The sequence below is a fragment of the Acinetobacter sp. CIP 102637 genome (assembly GCF_000368425.1).
Classification (GTDB): domain Bacteria; phylum Pseudomonadota; class Gammaproteobacteria; order Pseudomonadales; family Moraxellaceae; genus Acinetobacter; species Acinetobacter parvus.
In genome coordinates, this window is the sequence record NZ_KB849435.1 from 1,792,887 (window position 1) to 1,808,534 (window position 15,648).

The 15,648-nt window shown below is 45.6% G+C and carries 16 protein-coding genes; 3 read left to right on the forward strand and 13 right to left on the reverse strand.

Annotation, left to right across the window (positions count from 1 at the left end; translation table 11 throughout):
• Positions 1–24: 24 nt before the first annotated feature.
• From yajC to secF, 3 genes are read left to right on the forward strand one after another with little or no spacing between them, the layout of a single operon-like run.
• Positions 25–354, forward strand: a complete 330-nt coding sequence (gene yajC, locus F967_RS11610; protein ID WP_004675516.1) for a preprotein translocase subunit YajC — start codon at positions 25–27, stop codon at positions 352–354.
• Between the two features lie 51 nt (positions 355–405).
• A complete protein-coding gene (secD, locus tag F967_RS11615; protein WP_004800041.1) occupies positions 406–2,307 on the forward strand; it encodes a protein translocase subunit SecD in 1,902 nt (633 codons plus the stop codon).
• A 10-nt stretch (positions 2,308–2,317) separates the two neighbouring features.
• The gene (secF, locus tag F967_RS11620) at positions 2,318–3,286 is read left to right on the forward strand and encodes a protein translocase subunit SecF (protein ID WP_004800042.1); all 969 of its coding nucleotides are present in this window, start codon (positions 2,318–2,320) and stop codon (positions 3,284–3,286) included.
• 53 nt (positions 3,287–3,339) lie between these two features.
• Here secF and F967_RS11625 read toward each other — a convergent pair whose 3' ends face one another.
• The 13 genes from F967_RS11625 to F967_RS11685 form a co-directional block, all read right to left on the reverse strand.
• A complete protein-coding gene (locus F967_RS11625) occupies positions 3,340–3,987 on the reverse strand; it encodes a 4'-phosphopantetheinyl transferase family protein (protein WP_004800045.1) in 648 nt (215 codons plus the stop codon).
• Between the two features lie 64 nt (positions 3,988–4,051).
• A complete protein-coding gene (der, locus tag F967_RS11630) occupies positions 4,052–5,461 on the reverse strand; it encodes a ribosome biogenesis GTPase Der (protein WP_004757160.1) in 1,410 nt (469 codons plus the stop codon).
• Between the two features lie 175 nt (positions 5,462–5,636).
• Positions 5,637–6,779 carry an outer membrane protein assembly factor BamB gene (bamB, locus tag F967_RS11635; protein WP_004800048.1) on the reverse strand — a complete coding sequence of 381 codons (1,143 nt, stop codon included), beginning with the start codon at positions 6,777–6,779 and terminating at the stop codon, positions 5,637–5,639.
• A complete protein-coding gene (locus tag F967_RS11640) occupies positions 6,779–7,477 on the reverse strand; it encodes a YfgM family protein (protein ID WP_004800049.1) in 699 nt (232 codons plus the stop codon). The genes bamB and F967_RS11640 overlap by 1 nt, the downstream gene beginning before the upstream one ends.
• 32 nt (positions 7,478–7,509) lie before the next feature.
• A complete protein-coding gene (hisS, locus tag F967_RS11645; RefSeq protein WP_004800051.1) occupies positions 7,510–8,802 on the reverse strand; it encodes a histidine--tRNA ligase in 1,293 nt (430 codons plus the stop codon).
• Positions 8,799–9,914 (reverse strand): flavodoxin-dependent (E)-4-hydroxy-3-methylbut-2-enyl-diphosphate synthase, encoded by a 1,116-nt coding sequence (ispG, locus tag F967_RS11650; protein ID WP_004800052.1) that lies wholly within the window; start codon positions 9,912–9,914, stop codon positions 8,799–8,801. The genes hisS and ispG overlap by 4 nt, the downstream gene beginning before the upstream one ends.
• Positions 9,915–9,936: 22 nt before the next feature.
• Positions 9,937–10,728, reverse strand: coding sequence for a helix-turn-helix domain-containing protein (locus F967_RS11655; RefSeq protein WP_004675501.1), 792 nt, complete (start codon positions 10,726–10,728; stop codon positions 9,937–9,939).
• The gene (gene pilW, locus F967_RS11660; RefSeq protein WP_004800054.1) at positions 10,719–11,519 is read right to left on the reverse strand and encodes a type IV pilus biogenesis/stability protein PilW; all 801 of its coding nucleotides are present in this window, start codon (positions 11,517–11,519) and stop codon (positions 10,719–10,721) included. Before pilW ends, F967_RS11655 begins: the two co-directional genes overlap by 10 nt.
• A gap of 17 nt (positions 11,520–11,536) precedes the next feature.
• Entirely contained in the window at positions 11,537–12,772 is a 1,236-nt protein-coding gene (rlmN, locus tag F967_RS11665; protein ID WP_004800057.1) for a dual-specificity RNA methyltransferase RlmN, read from the reverse strand.
• A 122-nt stretch (positions 12,773–12,894) separates the two neighbouring features.
• The gene (gene ndk / locus F967_RS11670) at positions 12,895–13,326 is read right to left on the reverse strand and encodes a nucleoside-diphosphate kinase (protein ID WP_004683185.1); all 432 of its coding nucleotides are present in this window, start codon (positions 13,324–13,326) and stop codon (positions 12,895–12,897) included.
• 112 nt (positions 13,327–13,438) lie between these two features.
• On the reverse strand, positions 13,439–13,639 hold the full coding sequence (gene iscX / locus F967_RS11675) for a Fe-S cluster assembly protein IscX (RefSeq protein WP_004652532.1): 201 nt from the start codon (positions 13,637–13,639) through the stop codon (positions 13,439–13,441).
• Between the two features lie 105 nt (positions 13,640–13,744).
• The gene (locus tag F967_RS11680; protein ID WP_004675495.1) at positions 13,745–14,296 is read right to left on the reverse strand and encodes a phosphatase PAP2 family protein; all 552 of its coding nucleotides are present in this window, start codon (positions 14,294–14,296) and stop codon (positions 13,745–13,747) included.
• A gap of 27 nt (positions 14,297–14,323) precedes the next feature.
• The gene (locus tag F967_RS11685) at positions 14,324–15,610 is read right to left on the reverse strand and encodes a glycosyltransferase family 4 protein (protein ID WP_004800060.1); all 1,287 of its coding nucleotides are present in this window, start codon (positions 15,608–15,610) and stop codon (positions 14,324–14,326) included.
• Positions 15,611–15,648 lie beyond the last annotated feature (38 nt).

A 15,648-nucleotide genomic window follows, 5' to 3' on the forward strand; every position in this document is an offset into this window, starting at 1 on the left:
GCTTTTTAACTTTAGGAAATCGAAATGAGCTTTTTAATTTCTACTGCTCACGCTGCACCAGCGGCTCAGCAAGGTCCTAGCCTGATGGCAAACTTATTGATGATTGCGGTATTTATCGCGATCTTCTATTTCCTGATCTGGAGACCACAGGCGAAACGTGCCAAAGAACATCGTTCTTTGATTGAAAGCCTAGGTGTTGGCAGTGAAATCGTGTTTGCTGGTGGTTTGATGGGGAGAATCACCAAACTTGATGGTGACTTTGCCGTTGTTGAGCTTTCTCGTGGCGTAGAGGTCAAAATCCAGCGTGCCAGTGTCATTTCAGTATTGCCTGAAGGCACTTTAAACAACCTTTAATCATAAGATCGTCGTGCCTCAGCACGACTTTTTCATTTAAGAAGAAAGCGAATGCGTTACCCTGCATGGAAATATTTACTGATCCTTGTGGTACTTGTGATCAGTACGTTATATGCACTTCCTAGTCTGTATCCAGATGAACCTGCTGTCCAGATTTCTGGGGCAAAGGCAGGTACCCAGATTGATCAGAGCATAGTGCAAAAAGCTGAGCAGATTTTAAAAGCTGCCAACATTAGCAGTCACGACAACAGCTTCACCAACAACGCGGCATTATTACGTTTAGACTCCTCAGAGGCCCAGTTAAAGGCCAAGGAAGTGCTGCGCCGTGATTTGGGTGATGACTACGTGGTTGCCCTCAACCTTGCACCAACCACACCAGAATGGCTGCAAAAGATTGGGGCCAAACCGATGAAACTTGGTTTGGACTTGCGTGGTGGTGTACATTTCCTGCTTGAAGTCGACATGGATAAAGCAATTAGTCAGCGTATGGAAACATCTGCAACTGATCTGCGTCGTCAATTTCGTGACAACAAAATCAAGTTTAACAACCTTAATTTAAGTAATAACACCATTACCATCCAATTTGCTGACAATGCTGACCGTGATGCCGCGGCAGATTTCCTGCGCCGTAATAGTAATGAGTTTACCCAGCAGGCGGTTGCAACGGCTACAGGCGCCACCTTAAAACTGAATTACACTGATGCACGCCGTCAGGAAATCCAGTCTTATGCAGTGAACCAGAACCTGACCACCCTACGCAACCGTATTAACGAGTTGGGTGTGGCTGAAGCACTGGTACAGACACAGGGTAACAACCGTATTGTGGTTGAATTGCCAGGCGTACAGGATACTGCCGAGGCAAAACGTGTTCTTGGACGTACCGCAAACCTTGAGTTCCGCTTGGTTGCTGATAGTAATGATCAATATATTGACCCATATACAGGAAAATATAATGGTCAGCCGCTTCCTCCAGGCACGGAAGTATTTGCCTATGAATCACTGGATAGTGGCCGACAACTTCTGTTAAACCGTAACCGTATTTTGACCGGTGAACGCGTCCAGAACGCAAGCTCTGGCTTTAGTCAGGATTCAGGTGGTGCAGAAGTCAACATTACTCTGGACTCCGCTGGTGGCAAGCTCATGGCAGATGCCACCCGTGATGCTGTGGGTAAACGAATGGCAGTGCTGTTTATTGAAAATAAGCAAAAAATCAGCTATGTCACTGATCCTCAAACAGGGACCCAAACTGAAGTTCGTACTCCATATACCGAGTCTGTGGTGATCAATGCCGCAACCATTCAGGCCGTGTTGGGTTCACAGTTCCGTATCACAGGGCTTGACTCTCCACAGGAAGCGGCTGAACTGGCGTTGATGCTTCGTGCAGGTGCCTTGGCTGCACCAATGTACTTCGTGGAAGAGCGTGTAGTCGGTCCTAGCCTGGGTCAGGAAAATATTGATAAGGGCGTGTTATCTACCCAAATCGGCTTCCTGTTGGTTGCGATCTGGATGATCGTGTTCTTCCGTTTATTCGGTTTGATTGCCAACTTTGCATTGGTGTTCAACCTTGCCATGATTCTTACTGTAATGTCATGGATTGGCGCTTCCCTCACCCTGCCAGGTATTGCAGGTATCGTGATCACCATTGGTATGGCGGTCGATGCCAACGTCCTGATCTGTGAACGGATACGGGAAGAGATGCTGTGGGGTGCATCGCCCAAGCAAGCCATTGTCGCGGGTTATGATCGAGCCTACAACACCATTTTTGACTCGAACCTAACCACTTTTATCGTGGCATTTATTCTGTTTGCAATTGGTACAGGTCCAATCAAGGGCTTCGCTGTGACCTTGATGATCGGTATCATCTGCTCAATGTTTACTGCGATTACCGTGACTCGTGCCATCGTACAGCTCATTTATGGCAAACGCCGTAATTTGAAAAAGTTGAGTATTTAAGGAGATTCACATGACTGATCTGACTCAACAAGACTCAAAACAATACGGTCGTCCAGATAATCTAAAAATCATTCCATTCATGAAGATTGCCAAACCTGCCGCAATCTTCTCGATTTTGATTACCATTGCGAGTATTTTCTTTATAGCCACTAAGGGTTTAAACCTAGGTTTAGACTTTACGGGTGGTATATCGGCTGAATTGAACTATAAACAGGCGGTTCAGCCTGCTCAGGTAGTTCAGGCACTGGATCGTGCTGGATTCAAGGATGCCGTGGTACAAACTCTGGGCAGTAACACTGACCTGATCGTGCGTATGCCTGTTCAGGAAGACCTTAATGTTGAAGACCTGAACAACACCATCACCAAAGCGGTTCAATTGCCAAACAATGCCGCAGAAGTGCATAAGGTGGATTCTGTCGGGGGTGCAGTGGGTAATGAACTTTATGTACGTTCTGCGGGTGCGGTTGCACTTGCGCTCCTGCTGATGCTGATCTATGTAACCATTCGCTTCGAGATCAAACTGGCAATTGGCGCTGTGCTGTCGCTATTCCATGATATTGTGATCATTTTTGGTGCATTTGCCCTGTTCCAGTGGCCATTTGACCTTACGGTTCTGGCTGCGGTACTTGCTGTCATTGGTTTCTCGCTTAACGATAACATCGTTGTATCGGATCGTATCCGTGAGAATTTCCGTAAGATTCGTGGTGCAACCCCGCGTGAAATCGTGGATATTGCCCTTACTGAAACCTTACGCCGTACGATCCATACCTCGATGACCCTGTTACTCGTGGTGCTTGCCATGATGTTCCTGGGTGGTGATGGTCTGCACTGGTTCTCTGTGGCGATGTTTATCGGTGTATTTGTGGGTACTTACTCATCCATTTATATCGGTACAGCTTTCGCTTTATGGCGTGGCCTGAATCGTCAGGACTTTATTGTTCAGGTTAAACCTGAGTTTGAAGAAGAAGAGATTCCTTAAACTTTCTACTTCTCTTGATTCAAATAAAATGCCAGCATAATTGCTGGCATTTTTTATGGCCGAATCACCTCAATCTGTGGAAACTGAAAACCACGACAGGACTGCTCTGCCCGCCATGCCACTGTCAACACAATCTTCTGATTTAAGATAAAATTCTGATAGGCAAAAGTCCCCAGTAGTGGATGGGAACACATTCCTCCATGACTGGTTGGATGAATCTGGGTATTTAAACTATTCAGGTCCAAACGAATCCCCAAACCCGATGCCTTTAAAATTGCTTCCTTGGTCGTCCATACCCTAAACCAATATTCTTTATCCTGACTTTCTTGCCATGTTTGATATTCTTCGGGATGAAATGCATGCTGAGCCAAAGCATCAAAGCGAACATGACGATCCAATTCCTCAACATCGACCCCAATATCTTTAACACGTTCACTCATGGCCAAAGCATAATATTGCTGACTATGTGAATGGTTAAAATGTAGCGAATGAGATGTTAAAAAAGGTTTGCCATGTTCATGCTGGGCAAAAGCTAGATCGTCTATGGCGCAATTCAGTTGATTGGCCAGAAGCTGGTTACGCTGAGCTTGTATCTGCTGTTTTTTATAATGATTAAAGCGGCTTAAATCAGCAAAATCTGTTTTCTTCTTTTCAAGCAGTTGAGCCAATGCCTGAACATAAATCTGGATGATGCGTGCCATAACTGCCCTCATTGCAATAAAAAAACCCAAAGCAGACTTTGGGCTTTTGACATCAAGAAAAAACTTAACGCTTGAATTTCTTTTCCGCCTTTTTAAATTTCTGGATATAACGACGTTTACGTGCGGCAACACGCTCATCCACTTGAGACTTACGCCCTTCAAATGGGTTTTCTGAGGTCTTAAAGTCGATTTTTACAGGCGTACCCTCAAGCTTATACACTTTACGGAACACGTTCTCTAAATAACGACGGTAATCCGCCGGGGTTTTATCGACCTTGTTGCCATGAATCACGATGGTTGGTGGATTTTGTCCGCCCATATGCGCATAACGCATTTTAATACGGCGGCCACCAATGGATGGCGGCTGATGCGCTTCAGTCGCATCATTTAATATCTGGGTCAGTTTCGCTGGTGAAACTTTTAAGTTTGAAGATTCATAAGCACGATGAATGGATGGATAGAGTTCTCCCACTCCAGTTCCATGCAATGCAGAAATCAAGTGAATTTTTGCCCAGGGAATAAAGTCAAAACGGCGTTCAACATCAAGCTTGCATTGCTTACGGTCATACTCGCTCATATTGTCCCACTTGTTGATGGCAATGACCATGGCACGACCCGCTTCAAGCGCATAACCAATTAAATGCAGGTCTTGCTCTACAATCCCCTCACGGGCATCAACCACCACAACCACCACATTGGCATCTTTCATGGCCTGAAGGGTCTTAACGATTGAGAACTTCTCAATCATTTCATCGACCTTACCTTTACGACGCACACCTGCGGTATCAATCAGGGTATATTGGCGGCCATCACGCTCAAATGGAATATAAATCGAGTCACGTGTTGTTCCAGGCTGGTCAAAAGCCACCACACGCTCTTCACCGAGTAAACGGTTAACCAGCGTTGATTTCCCCACATTGGGACGGCCAATGATTGCTAAACGCAAGCCCGTGTTTTTATTGTGTTCTTCTGGATTTTCATCTTCTGGGACTTCCGCCAGGACTTCTTCCAGCATTTGCTGCACACCACGACCATGACTGGCCGCGACCTGGATGGGTTCACCCATACCAAGCTTATAAAACTCCACCAAGGCTGCTTCCGCATGCACACCATCGACCTTGTTGGCAACGAGGTAGACTTTCTTGCCAAGGGTACGCAACTCACGCGCAATTTGCTCATCTGAAGCCAATAAGCCAGCGCGGGCATCCACAACAAAAATAATGATATCGGCTTCATGGATGGCAGTTTTTGACTGCTCCGCCATATAGGTGTCGATACCCCCCTCATTCTCACCGATACCACCTGTATCGACCACAATGAACGATTTGTTCTGATAAACCGCATCACCGTATTTGCGGTCACGGGTTAAACCAGCGAAGTCAGCAACCAAAGCATCACGACTTTTGGTGATCTGGTTAAATAGCGTTGATTTTCCGACGTTTGGACGACCAATGAGCGCAATAACGGGTTTCATAAACTAACCTTAATTCAGACGAGCCATCTTGATGACATCGTATCAGAAACAGTATGGAAGATTTTGGTGATCAAGTAATCACAATAAAAATTCGGGGCTTTGATAATCAAATACCCCGATCAATGTTCTGTTTAGCAATCGCTAATTGATTATTTTAGCACAAGCAGAGCTAAAATTAACGATTCTGCCAAATGCTTAATGCACCTTTCCGCGTAGCAACATAAAGCTGGTTATCAATCACGCGTAGTGACTGCACTTCACCACTGGTTTTGGCACGCCCAACCAGTTTACCCGAAGCAGGATCAAGCAGATGGATCACACCATCCATATCACCCACCACAAGGCTCTGCCCCAACATGACAGGGTTACTGAGCTGACGGTTCAGCAACTCCTCATTTTGCCAAGCCAACTGACCTGTGCTCAGGCTATAGGCATTCAGCTTACCATCCACCGTAGAAACAAATACCTTGTCACCCGATACTTCTGGACGGTTGGTACTGCTGGCATCTTCACTCCACACTACACGTTGTGTAGCCAGATCAGTGACTGTGACCTGTCCCTGGAAACTGGTGGTGACCAGATACTGCCCCGCAACCACTGGATCGCCCACAATGTCAATCAGGCGCTGAATGTCTGAACGTCCTTCACTGATCGCAACACGGCGCTGGAAACGCGGCACACCACTAATCACATCCAGACCATATACATAGGCATTCGCTGATGCGACCAAAATAGTACGGTCATCCAAACGTACAGGTGCAGGCTGACCACGTAGGCTAAACTGGACGTTTGGCAATTTATATGCCCAAACCTGTTGCCCAGATACAGCGTCATGCGCAAATACAGTCCCGTCATTTGCAATCGTAATAACTCGTCCCGATTGAATGAGAGAAGGAGACAAAATCGCACCAGATAATTTGGCAGACCATTTTTGGCTACCAGTAGCCTGATCTAAAGCAAACAACTGTCCCTTACGGTTGCCCACCACAACAATTCCCTCAGCCGCCTCTACACCAGCAGTGAGTTCCTGTTTGGTAATCTTGCTTTTCCAAAGACGCTGCTTGCCCTTATAGGCAGAAACCTGACCATCAGGATCAATCGCAAAAATCACGCCATTGTCGGTATCCAACTGTAGGCGTGAAGCCTCAGCCGCACTTGTAGATGAAACACTTTGCGAAAACACAAGGTTCAAGCCTTGTTGTTGCTGAATTTTCGGCAATGGATTTGGTTTGGCCTCTTTAACCTTATTACTTGAACATCCAAGCAATAAAGCTGAAGCAACTGCAATGGCCAAAGGTAGTTTTAGTTTATTCTGCATTAAGACTCATCCACTTTGGTATCTAAGATCGGGCGCTCAATTTCAGGATCATCTACTAAAACGCCAACACTTTCGAGTTTAATTTGTAAAAGCTGACGCTCCTGTTTACGCTCAAGCAGGTTATCCCAGGCACTTTGATACGCCTTACGCGCGGATGCATTGTCTTTTTTCGCAACATAGATATCGCCACGTAACTCATCTGCGGTTGCTTTAAATGCTGGTTCAGTCACCTTGGATAAGGTTTTCAGCGCCTCATCATATTTCTTTTGTGCTAATTGTGAATCCGCTAAACGTATTTTTACAATTTGCACCAAACCCGCATCTTTAACTTTTGAGTTTTCAACTTTCTTTAATGCTTTTTCAGCTGCAGCGTAGTCTTGTTTATCATAAGCAAGTTTCGCCAGGATAAATTGAGTTTGAATCGCCTGCACAGAATCCGCATCATCCTTGACAATTTTGTCTGCCGCTTCAGAGACTGTTGCCAAGGCATTTGGCTGACCTGATACCGCTTTCGCCTCATCCATCAGCTTTTGCACCTTGGCGGTTTGATTCTGGGCTTCAGTCAAGTTCTTCTTTTGCCAGTATTCCCATCCGAAAAAGGCAATCAGGGCAATGAGAATTCCGCTAATCATGGCAGAACCATATTTTTTGGCAAACGACTTTATCTGGTCGAGTTGTTCTTCATCACTTAAACTCATGTGATTGTCCTTTTCCTAAAATATTGTGCAATTTATTGTTTAAATTTTTCGATAAAAAATGGAGTCAGCTCAGTCAGGCTGACCTGTGACTGTTCAGCCGTGGCAAGCTCTTTCACCAAAAGCTGTTGTGATTCCCATTCACGCTCACCCAGAATTACGGCATAGATTGCACCCGATTGATCAGCCTTTTTCATTTGGCTTTTCATACTGCCTTGTGAACCTGTTTTCAGACGAATTGAGCTGTTTGCTGCTTCTAACTGGTCACGGATTTGCTCTGCCAACACCAAAGCTTTTGCCTGACAAGCTGGTTCGGCTACCAGAAACACTTCACAGTCACGCACTTCTTTCGCCTGCTCGACCTGCTCAAGCAACAACAACAGGCGTTCCATCCCCATAGCAAAACCGACTGCTGGCACAGACTGATCCACCTTGCCTTTTAGCTGCCCAACTAGACCATCGTAACGGCCACCCGCACAAACCGTCCCCTGTGAACCCAACATGGTGGTGGTCCATTCAAAAACAGTCTTGTTGTAGTAGTCCAGACCACGAACCAGTTTCTGGTTAATCACGAACTCAACCCCAGCATCAGTTAAATATTGCTGCAATTGCTGAAAATGCTGGATTGAATCTTCTTTTAGGAAGTCATGCAACTTGGGTGCATTTTCCAGAATCTTTTGGGTGGATTCACTTTTAGAATCAAGGATACGCAATGGATTAGTGGTTAAACGACGTTGCGAATCTTCGTCCAATGCCTCTTTATGCTGGTTTAAAAATTCAACTAAAGCTGCACGATATTCTGCACGCTCATCGGTTTCACCCAAAGTATTCAGCTCAAGACGTACACTCGCTGCCACACCCATACGTTTCCATAAACGTGCAGTCATTAAAATGATTTCAGCATCAATATCAGGTGTTGCCACGCCAAAGGTTTCCACACCAAACTGGTGGAACTGGCGATAACGGCCCTTTTGTGGTTTTTCATAACGGAACATTGGACCCACATACCAAACTCGCGGCGCAGCGCCTCGTAGCAGGTTATGTTCCAGCATGGCACGTACACAACCCGCCGTGCCTTCTGGACGCAAAGTCAGTGATTCTGGCGGATTACCTTTGTCGAAAAAGGTATACATTTCCTTTTCAACAATATCTGTTGCATCACCGATGGCACGTTTAAATAAACCTGTCTGCTCTACAATCGGCAACCTGATTTGTTGATAGCCATAGGCATCCATTAAAGATGCTAATTGTTGTTCCAGACTTCTCCAAGCCGCAGTTTGCGTTGGAAGGATGTCATTAAAACCCTTGATCGCGACAATTGAACTCATGATGAACTACGAATAATTTCTTTAGATTTTGCTTCTTCAAGCTCTTGAACACGTTGACGAACCATTGTTTCAATTTCATCAACCAACTGATTGGTGTCAATCAAATGACTCTTTTCGCCATTACGGTAGACCAGCGAACGAGGTGATGCACCGACAATCCCGATATCAGCCTCTTTGGCTTCCCCAGGTCCATTGACCTTGCAGCCAATCACTGAAACATCCATTGGGGTACGAATGTCTTCCAGACGCTCTTCCAGCGCCTGCATCACCTGAATCACATTGAATTCCTGACGCGAACAGCTTGGACAGGCGATAAAGTTGATTCCATTGGAACGTAGACCTAACGATTTTAAAATATCAAAACCGATTTTAATTTCATCTTCAGGTTCAGCCGCCAATGAGATACGCATGGTGTCGCCAATGCCTTCCATCAACAGGCCACCCAACGCAATAGCTGATTTCACCGTGCCTGTACGATAAATCCCTGCTTCGGTTACACCTAAATGCAGTGGATTATCAATCTGTTGAGACAATAAACGATAAGCATCCATGGTTAAAAATACATTCGATGCCTTAACACTGACTTTAAACTCATGAAAGTCTAAACGATCAAGAATGTCGATATGACGCATGGCAGACTCAAGCAGGGCCTGTCCTGTTGGTTCACCATATTTGACCTGTAGGTCTTTTTCCAGTGATCCAGCATTCACCCCAATACGGATTGAGATGCCATGATGTTTGGCCGCAGCCACGACTTCACGGACTTTTTGGTCTGAACCAATGTTTCCTGGGTTGATCCGTAGACAGTCTGCACCATAATCGGCAACCGCCAAGGCAATACGATGATCAAAGTGAATGTCCGCCACCAATGGTACAGAAACACGCTTACGGATGGCACCAAACGCCTCCGCCGCTTCCATTGAAGGCACAGAAATACGCATGATGTCGGCACCTGCATCGGCACAGCGCTGAATTTGCGCAACCGTTGCATCGACATCACAGGTTTCGGTATTGGTCATGCTTTGAATACTAATCGGGGCATCACCACCGACATACACCGAACCTACCCGAATTTTTCGAGTCAAACGGCGTTTAATGGGGTTCACAATCATCGTATAGCTCTACTCTTTGGCGTTAACGAGACAAACGGAAATCTGCTTTTCCATTGACAGTATATGGAGACAAGGAAATCTGTTCCTGATTTAAGGTCAAGGATACAGCGGTTGCATCATCTAAACGAATTTGGAATGGTGATTCACCACTCAAAGTTAATGTAGATGCTTGACGACCTGTTGCCAGCACTTTACCTGTTGCATCAACAATATGCACAGAGGTTGGTCGGCTAAAATTCAATACAAGCTGGTCACCCGTTGTTGCAACACTATTCCCCATTGGAAGAATCTCAACATCCGAGTTGGTGATTTTAGGCACATCCGCCTCATCTTTCTGGCTAGATGTCCAATTTTGTACAGCCATCACTGCCAACCAACCTAAGACTAAAACAGTAGCTAAAATAGCAATACGATTCAACCATTTACGGTTGCGCACACTTTTCGAACCAGCAAGCTTACCCATGGTCTTGATCGGTGAGTTACTCAGGGCATGATTTGCCTTGAGACCCGTGTCATTGACATAGATTTCATCAAAACGCTGGATGATGGCGCTGGCGTCCGCATTCAGGAATTTTGCGTAGGCACGGTAATATCCTTTGATAAACGTCGCCTCAGGCAATGACTTGTAGTCATCCTGCTCCAATGCAGTCAGAGTTTTGACAGGCATGTTCAATACGTTTGCAATCTCTTCAAGTTCTTTCTTTTGTGCAATACGAATTTGACGCAAATACTCACCAGGTCGTTGAATATTTCCCAACGATGACGAAAGTGAGTTTGAGCCAGTTGGCTGATGTGAATTTGGATTTATTTCCATACGGCCTCAGTACTGTACTGTAATTGCAAATAACGTTGATATTCTGGACTATCAGGAAACAAGGCGCGCATCTGGTTGACCAGCACCTGCATTCCCAACTGATCCGCATTGGCTCGAGCAATGCGTATACCAATCCAGAGTGCACGGGCACCCTGATTCTTCTGCCCCACATTACGAACATATTGTTCATAAAGCTGTGATGCATCTCTATTATTCTGCTGCAAATAGAAAATTTCCGCCAACTCTAACATGGAGATGGTGGCATTTCGATTCGCCTGTAGCGCCTGTTTGAATGATTTTTCAGCATTCGCAACATCGCCCAGTTTTAAATAGATCCGCCCCAGATTTTCCAGCGACTGATAACGCTGCTCATAGCCCAGGGTTGCACCCGCACGGGTAAATTGCTCAATGGCATCATTATAACGTTGCAGCTGGTACAAATATGTACCGTAATTATTACGGGCCTGTGCATTATTCGGCTCAGAGGAAATCGCACGCTTGAAATAGGCGTCCGCTTTCTCCATATTGGGTTTACTGCCCTCTTGTTGCAGCAGGATGCCCATCATCATGTTGGCGTTTGCATCACGGGAATCGACTTTCAACGCCTGATCAAGGGAGCGTTTGGCTGAATCCAGGTCACCTGTACGAATATATTCTGCGGCGAGCTGGGTACGCACCTGCACCCCTTTTTCAGGGTCTTTTTTCAGTGTGTTTGATTGGCAGGCACCCAGGCCCAAGACAGTAAATACAATAGCACTTGCTAGAATCGTTTTTGGTCGAGTTGTATTCAACGCTTTACCCTCAAGTATTATCCTTGTGTGCGCAAAATTTCTTGTTGCTGCGCCACTTTCTTTTTCCACTGTTCGGCACGACGGGTACGGTCAGCCACCTGTCCCACCAATTGACCACAGGCAGCATCAATATCATCGCCACGTGTCTGACGAATCGTACACACAAAACCCGCATCAGACAAAGTTTTTTGGAATGCAATAATACGGTTTCGGCTTGAACGCCCATAAGGCGCATGTGGAAACGGGTTAAATGGAATCAGGTTGATTTTACTTGGCAGGTTTTTCAATAGTTTTAATAACTGCTGTGCATGTTCAGGCTGGTCATTGACCCCATCTAGCATCACATACTCAATGGTGACATGACGGCGAGCACTTTCGTTGCCATCTTTGGCCAGATAACGCTGACATGCAGCAATCAATTGTTGTAATGGGTATTTTTTATTGATTGGAACAAGCTCATTTCGTAGCTCATCATTTGGCGCATGCAGTGAAATCGCCAATGCCACATCAATATCCTGCGCCAACTGGTCAATTTTCGGAACCACACCTGAGGTTGACAGCGTCACTCGGCGCTTGGACATGCCATAGGCAAAGTCATCCAGCATCAACTGCATGGAGCTCAGGACAGCATCATAGTTGAGCAATGGCTCACCCATGCCCATCATCACAACATTGGTTACAGTACGTTCACGCTCAGCAACAGGCACATCTTCCATATAGGAATAGTTTGCCATCCAGAGCTGACCGATAATTTCCGCAGGGGTTAAATCACGCTGGAAACCTTGCTTGCCTGTAGAGCAGAATGAGCAATCCAGCGCACAACCAACTTGCGAAGAAATACACAGGGTCTTGCGTGCACCTGCTTTATCTTCAGCAGGAATCAGCACGGTTTCAACCAGGGAACCCTCGCCATCGCCAACACGGAACACCCACTTACGTGTACCGTCTTTGGAATAGTTGCGGTGCACCACTTCAGGTGCCTTGATCTCACAAATCTTTTCCAGTTTTTCACGCAGCTTGCCTGAGATATTGCTCATCTCAGCAAAATCAGTCACGAAATACTGGTGAATCCATTTCATTACCTGACCAGCACGAAACTTCTTTTCGCCCAGGTCTTCAAAGAATTTTTCCAGTTCAGGACGAGACATGCCCAATAGGTTCACTTTTGCAGCAGTAGCTTGAACCACAGGCGTAGCGCAGGACTGTTGTTTTTCATCCAGATTTTCTGATGAAACTACGGCTACAGAACTCATGTGAATTTACCTAAAAGATGTCAACGCTAGAAAAGGCTGTGCATTATTTACACAAACCGATCTATAAGAAAATAAAAAACCAGATAAGCAGTATACCACTTATCTGGCCTGAATGCTTTGGATTAACGAGTGCGTGGGCAGATCTCGTTGTCAGCAAAGAAGTAAGCGATTTCACGCTCAGCAGAAGCAACTGAATCAGAACCGTGAGCCGCGTTTTCGTCGATGCTTACAGCAAAGTCAGCACGGATTGTGCCAGCAGCCGCTTCTTTAGGATTTGTAGCACCCAAGATTTCACGGTGAGCAAGAACTGCGTTTTCGCCTTCAAGAACTGAAACAACCACTGGACCAGAAGTCATGAATGCAACGAGGTCAGCAAAGAAACCACGTTCTTTGTGCTCAGCGTAGAAACCTTCAGCATCCGCTTGAGAAAGGTGTTTCATTTTAGTTGCAACAATTTTTAAGCCATTTTTTTCAAAACGGGCAAAAATGTCACCGATGTGGTTTTTTGCAACTGCATCTGGTTTTACGATTGATAAAGTACGTTCAATTGCCATGATTGGCTCCCTAATCTAGGTCTAAACATTAAAAAAATTTGCCGCATTATACCGATGTCAGCACCAATAATCAGCTTGAATCTGTAAAAGTTCGCTAATTTCTGATGAATTTTTATCGAACCTCATCCAGCCATGCCATTTGGATGGCTTCCAGCAAGCCCTCTGTTGACTTGTTGGGGTCATCACTAAAGTCAGGCAAGGCACAGACCCATGCGTGTAAATCGGTAAAACGAATCCATTGTGGATCAACATCTGGATGCGCTTCGGTGAGTTCAATCGCAATATCAATCGTATCTGTCCAACGTAAGCCCATGTGACAACCTGAGTGTAATGAATGTGATTTAGCCTACTTTAACAAATCAGCAGATTTAAGGGATAGTGCTGTTTCGGTAAATTCACCCCAAATTTACTGTTATATTTATAAAAGAATATTAAAGCTCGGTGCCAGCACGATGATTGTACTTGCAACCGATGCCCCAATGATCGCCCCCACAATCACATCACTTGGATAATGTAGCCCAAGAATCATTCGTGACAATGCAACCAGAATCGTAAATGGCAACATCAACAATAATAAGATGGGTTGAATATAGCCCAAGGTCATCGTAACCATCACCGCATGCAGGGTATGGCCTGATGGAAAGCTAAAATGGTCCAGTGGCCGTTCACCTAAAACAATGACTTGATGGACCTGGTAAGGTCTTGGACGTGTGGTTTTGTGTTTGAGGAATTTATAAATTAAGGTGCCTGCTGAACCTGCCACAATCAGGTACAGAATTTGTAGACCGTATGCCAACCCCTGCATGATCCATACGGACAGCAGCATCACATACCAAAAAGGTCCATCTCCCAAACGACTGATGGTTTTAAAAAACAGGGCAACTGCTTGCGTCTGGGAGAGATGATTGAGATATACGCAGCCTTTTAAATCGAGATCGAGCATTTTTATTTTTGCATTTTGAAATTTCATACTTTTTCTCCTCTTGTTGAGAATAGTTTAGGTAGAGGTCATGGGAGACTCCTTCACCACCTGATAAAGTGCTTGTTCAAGTTGCTGTACAGGAAACTGCCAACTGCTGTGCTGTACGCTTTCACTAGCCAGCAAACCCATTTGCCGCAATTGAGGAAGCGCGGGTAAACGGCAAATGGACTGGATCAAGTCGGTTGTATGACCCAAAGGACTCAACCATCCTGTGATATTGTGTTTGACGTGCTGGTGTGCACAGACGTAGTCATAGGCAATCACAGGCAAACCACTGGCGATTGCCTCCAGCACCACGTTACCAAAGGTATCCGCCTGACTGGCAAAGGTAAAAACATCTGCGCTTGCGTAGGCTGTTGCCAACTCATGCCCACCAAGACTCCCCATAAAGATTACGTCTTTGGATGTGGTCATCTTGCTGAGTCGGATACGGTCAGGTCCATCACCCACAATCACAAACTTGATATTGACACCCTGCTGGACCTGCAAGGCATGGAAGCTTTTAATCAGCACATCAACTTCTTTTTCGGGTGATAAGCGCCCGACATACAGCATCACACGGGTATCAGCATCGACACCCCATTGTTGGCGCAGTCGCTGGGAACGATGTTTGGGGGAGAACCGTACCGTATCGACACCACGGCCAACCACAACCAATGGACAAGTCACGCCAAAACCACGCAGTGCCTGTTCGGTATACTGGCTCGGTACACAGGTCACATCGGTACTATTATGAAACCAGGTTAAGTAACGCTGGATAGGCTTAACCAGAAAGGCTAGGTCAAAGAAGCGGCTAAAATCCTGAAAAGGCGAATGAAAGCCACTGGACACCGCAATCTTCTTTGCTTTGGCTGCCTGTAGTGCAGTGAGTCCTAAAGGCCCTTCAGTCACAATATGCACCACATCAGGTGAAAACTTTTCAAAAGCTTTGGTGACCTTTAGATATTGCGGCCAGCCAAATTGCAGGCTTGGATATTTTGGAATCGGTTGGGACAGCACCAGACATTCCTGTTCAGGATGGAATTCCGCACAGGTTTCTTTCTGAACTGGACGAACCAGCAGTATTTTATGCCCAAGACGTTGCAAGCCCTGACATAACTGCATCATGGATAAAGCCACACCATTGATTTCTGGTGGCCATGTTTCAGTTACAATTGCGATTCTAAGACGTGGACGAACCAAATCCCGCAGCTCGGATCGTTCATAAGACTGATCTTTTTGCTGCTTCCTTTTAAAATAGAATTTAAAATTTTCAGGAAACTGATCTTGCTTTAATAGAGATGTCGCGTATGTACTTTGCATATCGCCATCCATTTGTGTCGTTATTTTCATACGTTTAG

Excerpts from the sequence above, each read along its gene's own strand:
- hisS (WP_004800051.1), bottom strand. The coding sequence starts at position 8,802 with ATGAGTTCAATTGTCGCGATCAAGGGTTTTAATGACATCCTTCCAACG.
- yajC (WP_004675516.1), top strand. The coding sequence starts at position 25 with ATGAGCTTTTTAATTTCTACTGCTCACGCTGCACCAGCGGCTCAGCAA.
- ispG (WP_004800052.1), bottom strand. The coding sequence starts at position 9,914 with ATGATTGTGAACCCCATTAAACGCCGTTTGACTCGAAAAATTCGGGTA.
- rlmN (WP_004800057.1), bottom strand. The coding sequence starts at position 12,772 with ATGAGTTCTGTAGCCGTAGTTTCATCAGAAAATCTGGATGAAAAACAA.
- secF (WP_004800042.1), top strand. The coding sequence starts at position 2,318 with ATGACTGATCTGACTCAACAAGACTCAAAACAATACGGTCGTCCAGAT.
- secD (WP_004800041.1), top strand. The coding sequence starts at position 406 with ATGCGTTACCCTGCATGGAAATATTTACTGATCCTTGTGGTACTTGTG.
- der (WP_004757160.1), bottom strand. The coding sequence starts at position 5,461 with ATGAAACCCGTTATTGCGCTCATTGGTCGTCCAAACGTCGGAAAATCA.
- bamB (WP_004800048.1), bottom strand. The coding sequence starts at position 6,779 with ATGCAGAATAAACTAAAACTACCTTTGGCCATTGCAGTTGCTTCAGCT.
- F967_RS11685 (WP_004800060.1), bottom strand. The coding sequence starts at position 15,610 with ATGCAAAGTACATACGCGACATCTCTATTAAAGCAAGATCAGTTTCCT.
- iscX (WP_004652532.1), bottom strand. The coding sequence starts at position 13,639 with ATGGGCTTACGTTGGACAGATACGATTGATATTGCGATTGAACTCACC.
- F967_RS11680 (WP_004675495.1), bottom strand. The coding sequence starts at position 14,296 with ATGAAATTTCAAAATGCAAAAATAAAAATGCTCGATCTCGATTTAAAA.
- F967_RS11625 (WP_004800045.1), bottom strand. The coding sequence starts at position 3,987 with ATGGCACGCATCATCCAGATTTATGTTCAGGCATTGGCTCAACTGCTT.
- F967_RS11640 (WP_004800049.1), bottom strand. The coding sequence starts at position 7,477 with ATGAGTTTAAGTGATGAAGAACAACTCGACCAGATAAAGTCGTTTGCC.
- ndk (WP_004683185.1), bottom strand. The coding sequence starts at position 13,326 with ATGGCAATTGAACGTACTTTATCAATCGTAAAACCAGATGCAGTTGCA.
- F967_RS11655 (WP_004675501.1), bottom strand. The coding sequence starts at position 10,728 with ATGGAAATAAATCCAAATTCACATCAGCCAACTGGCTCAAACTCACTT.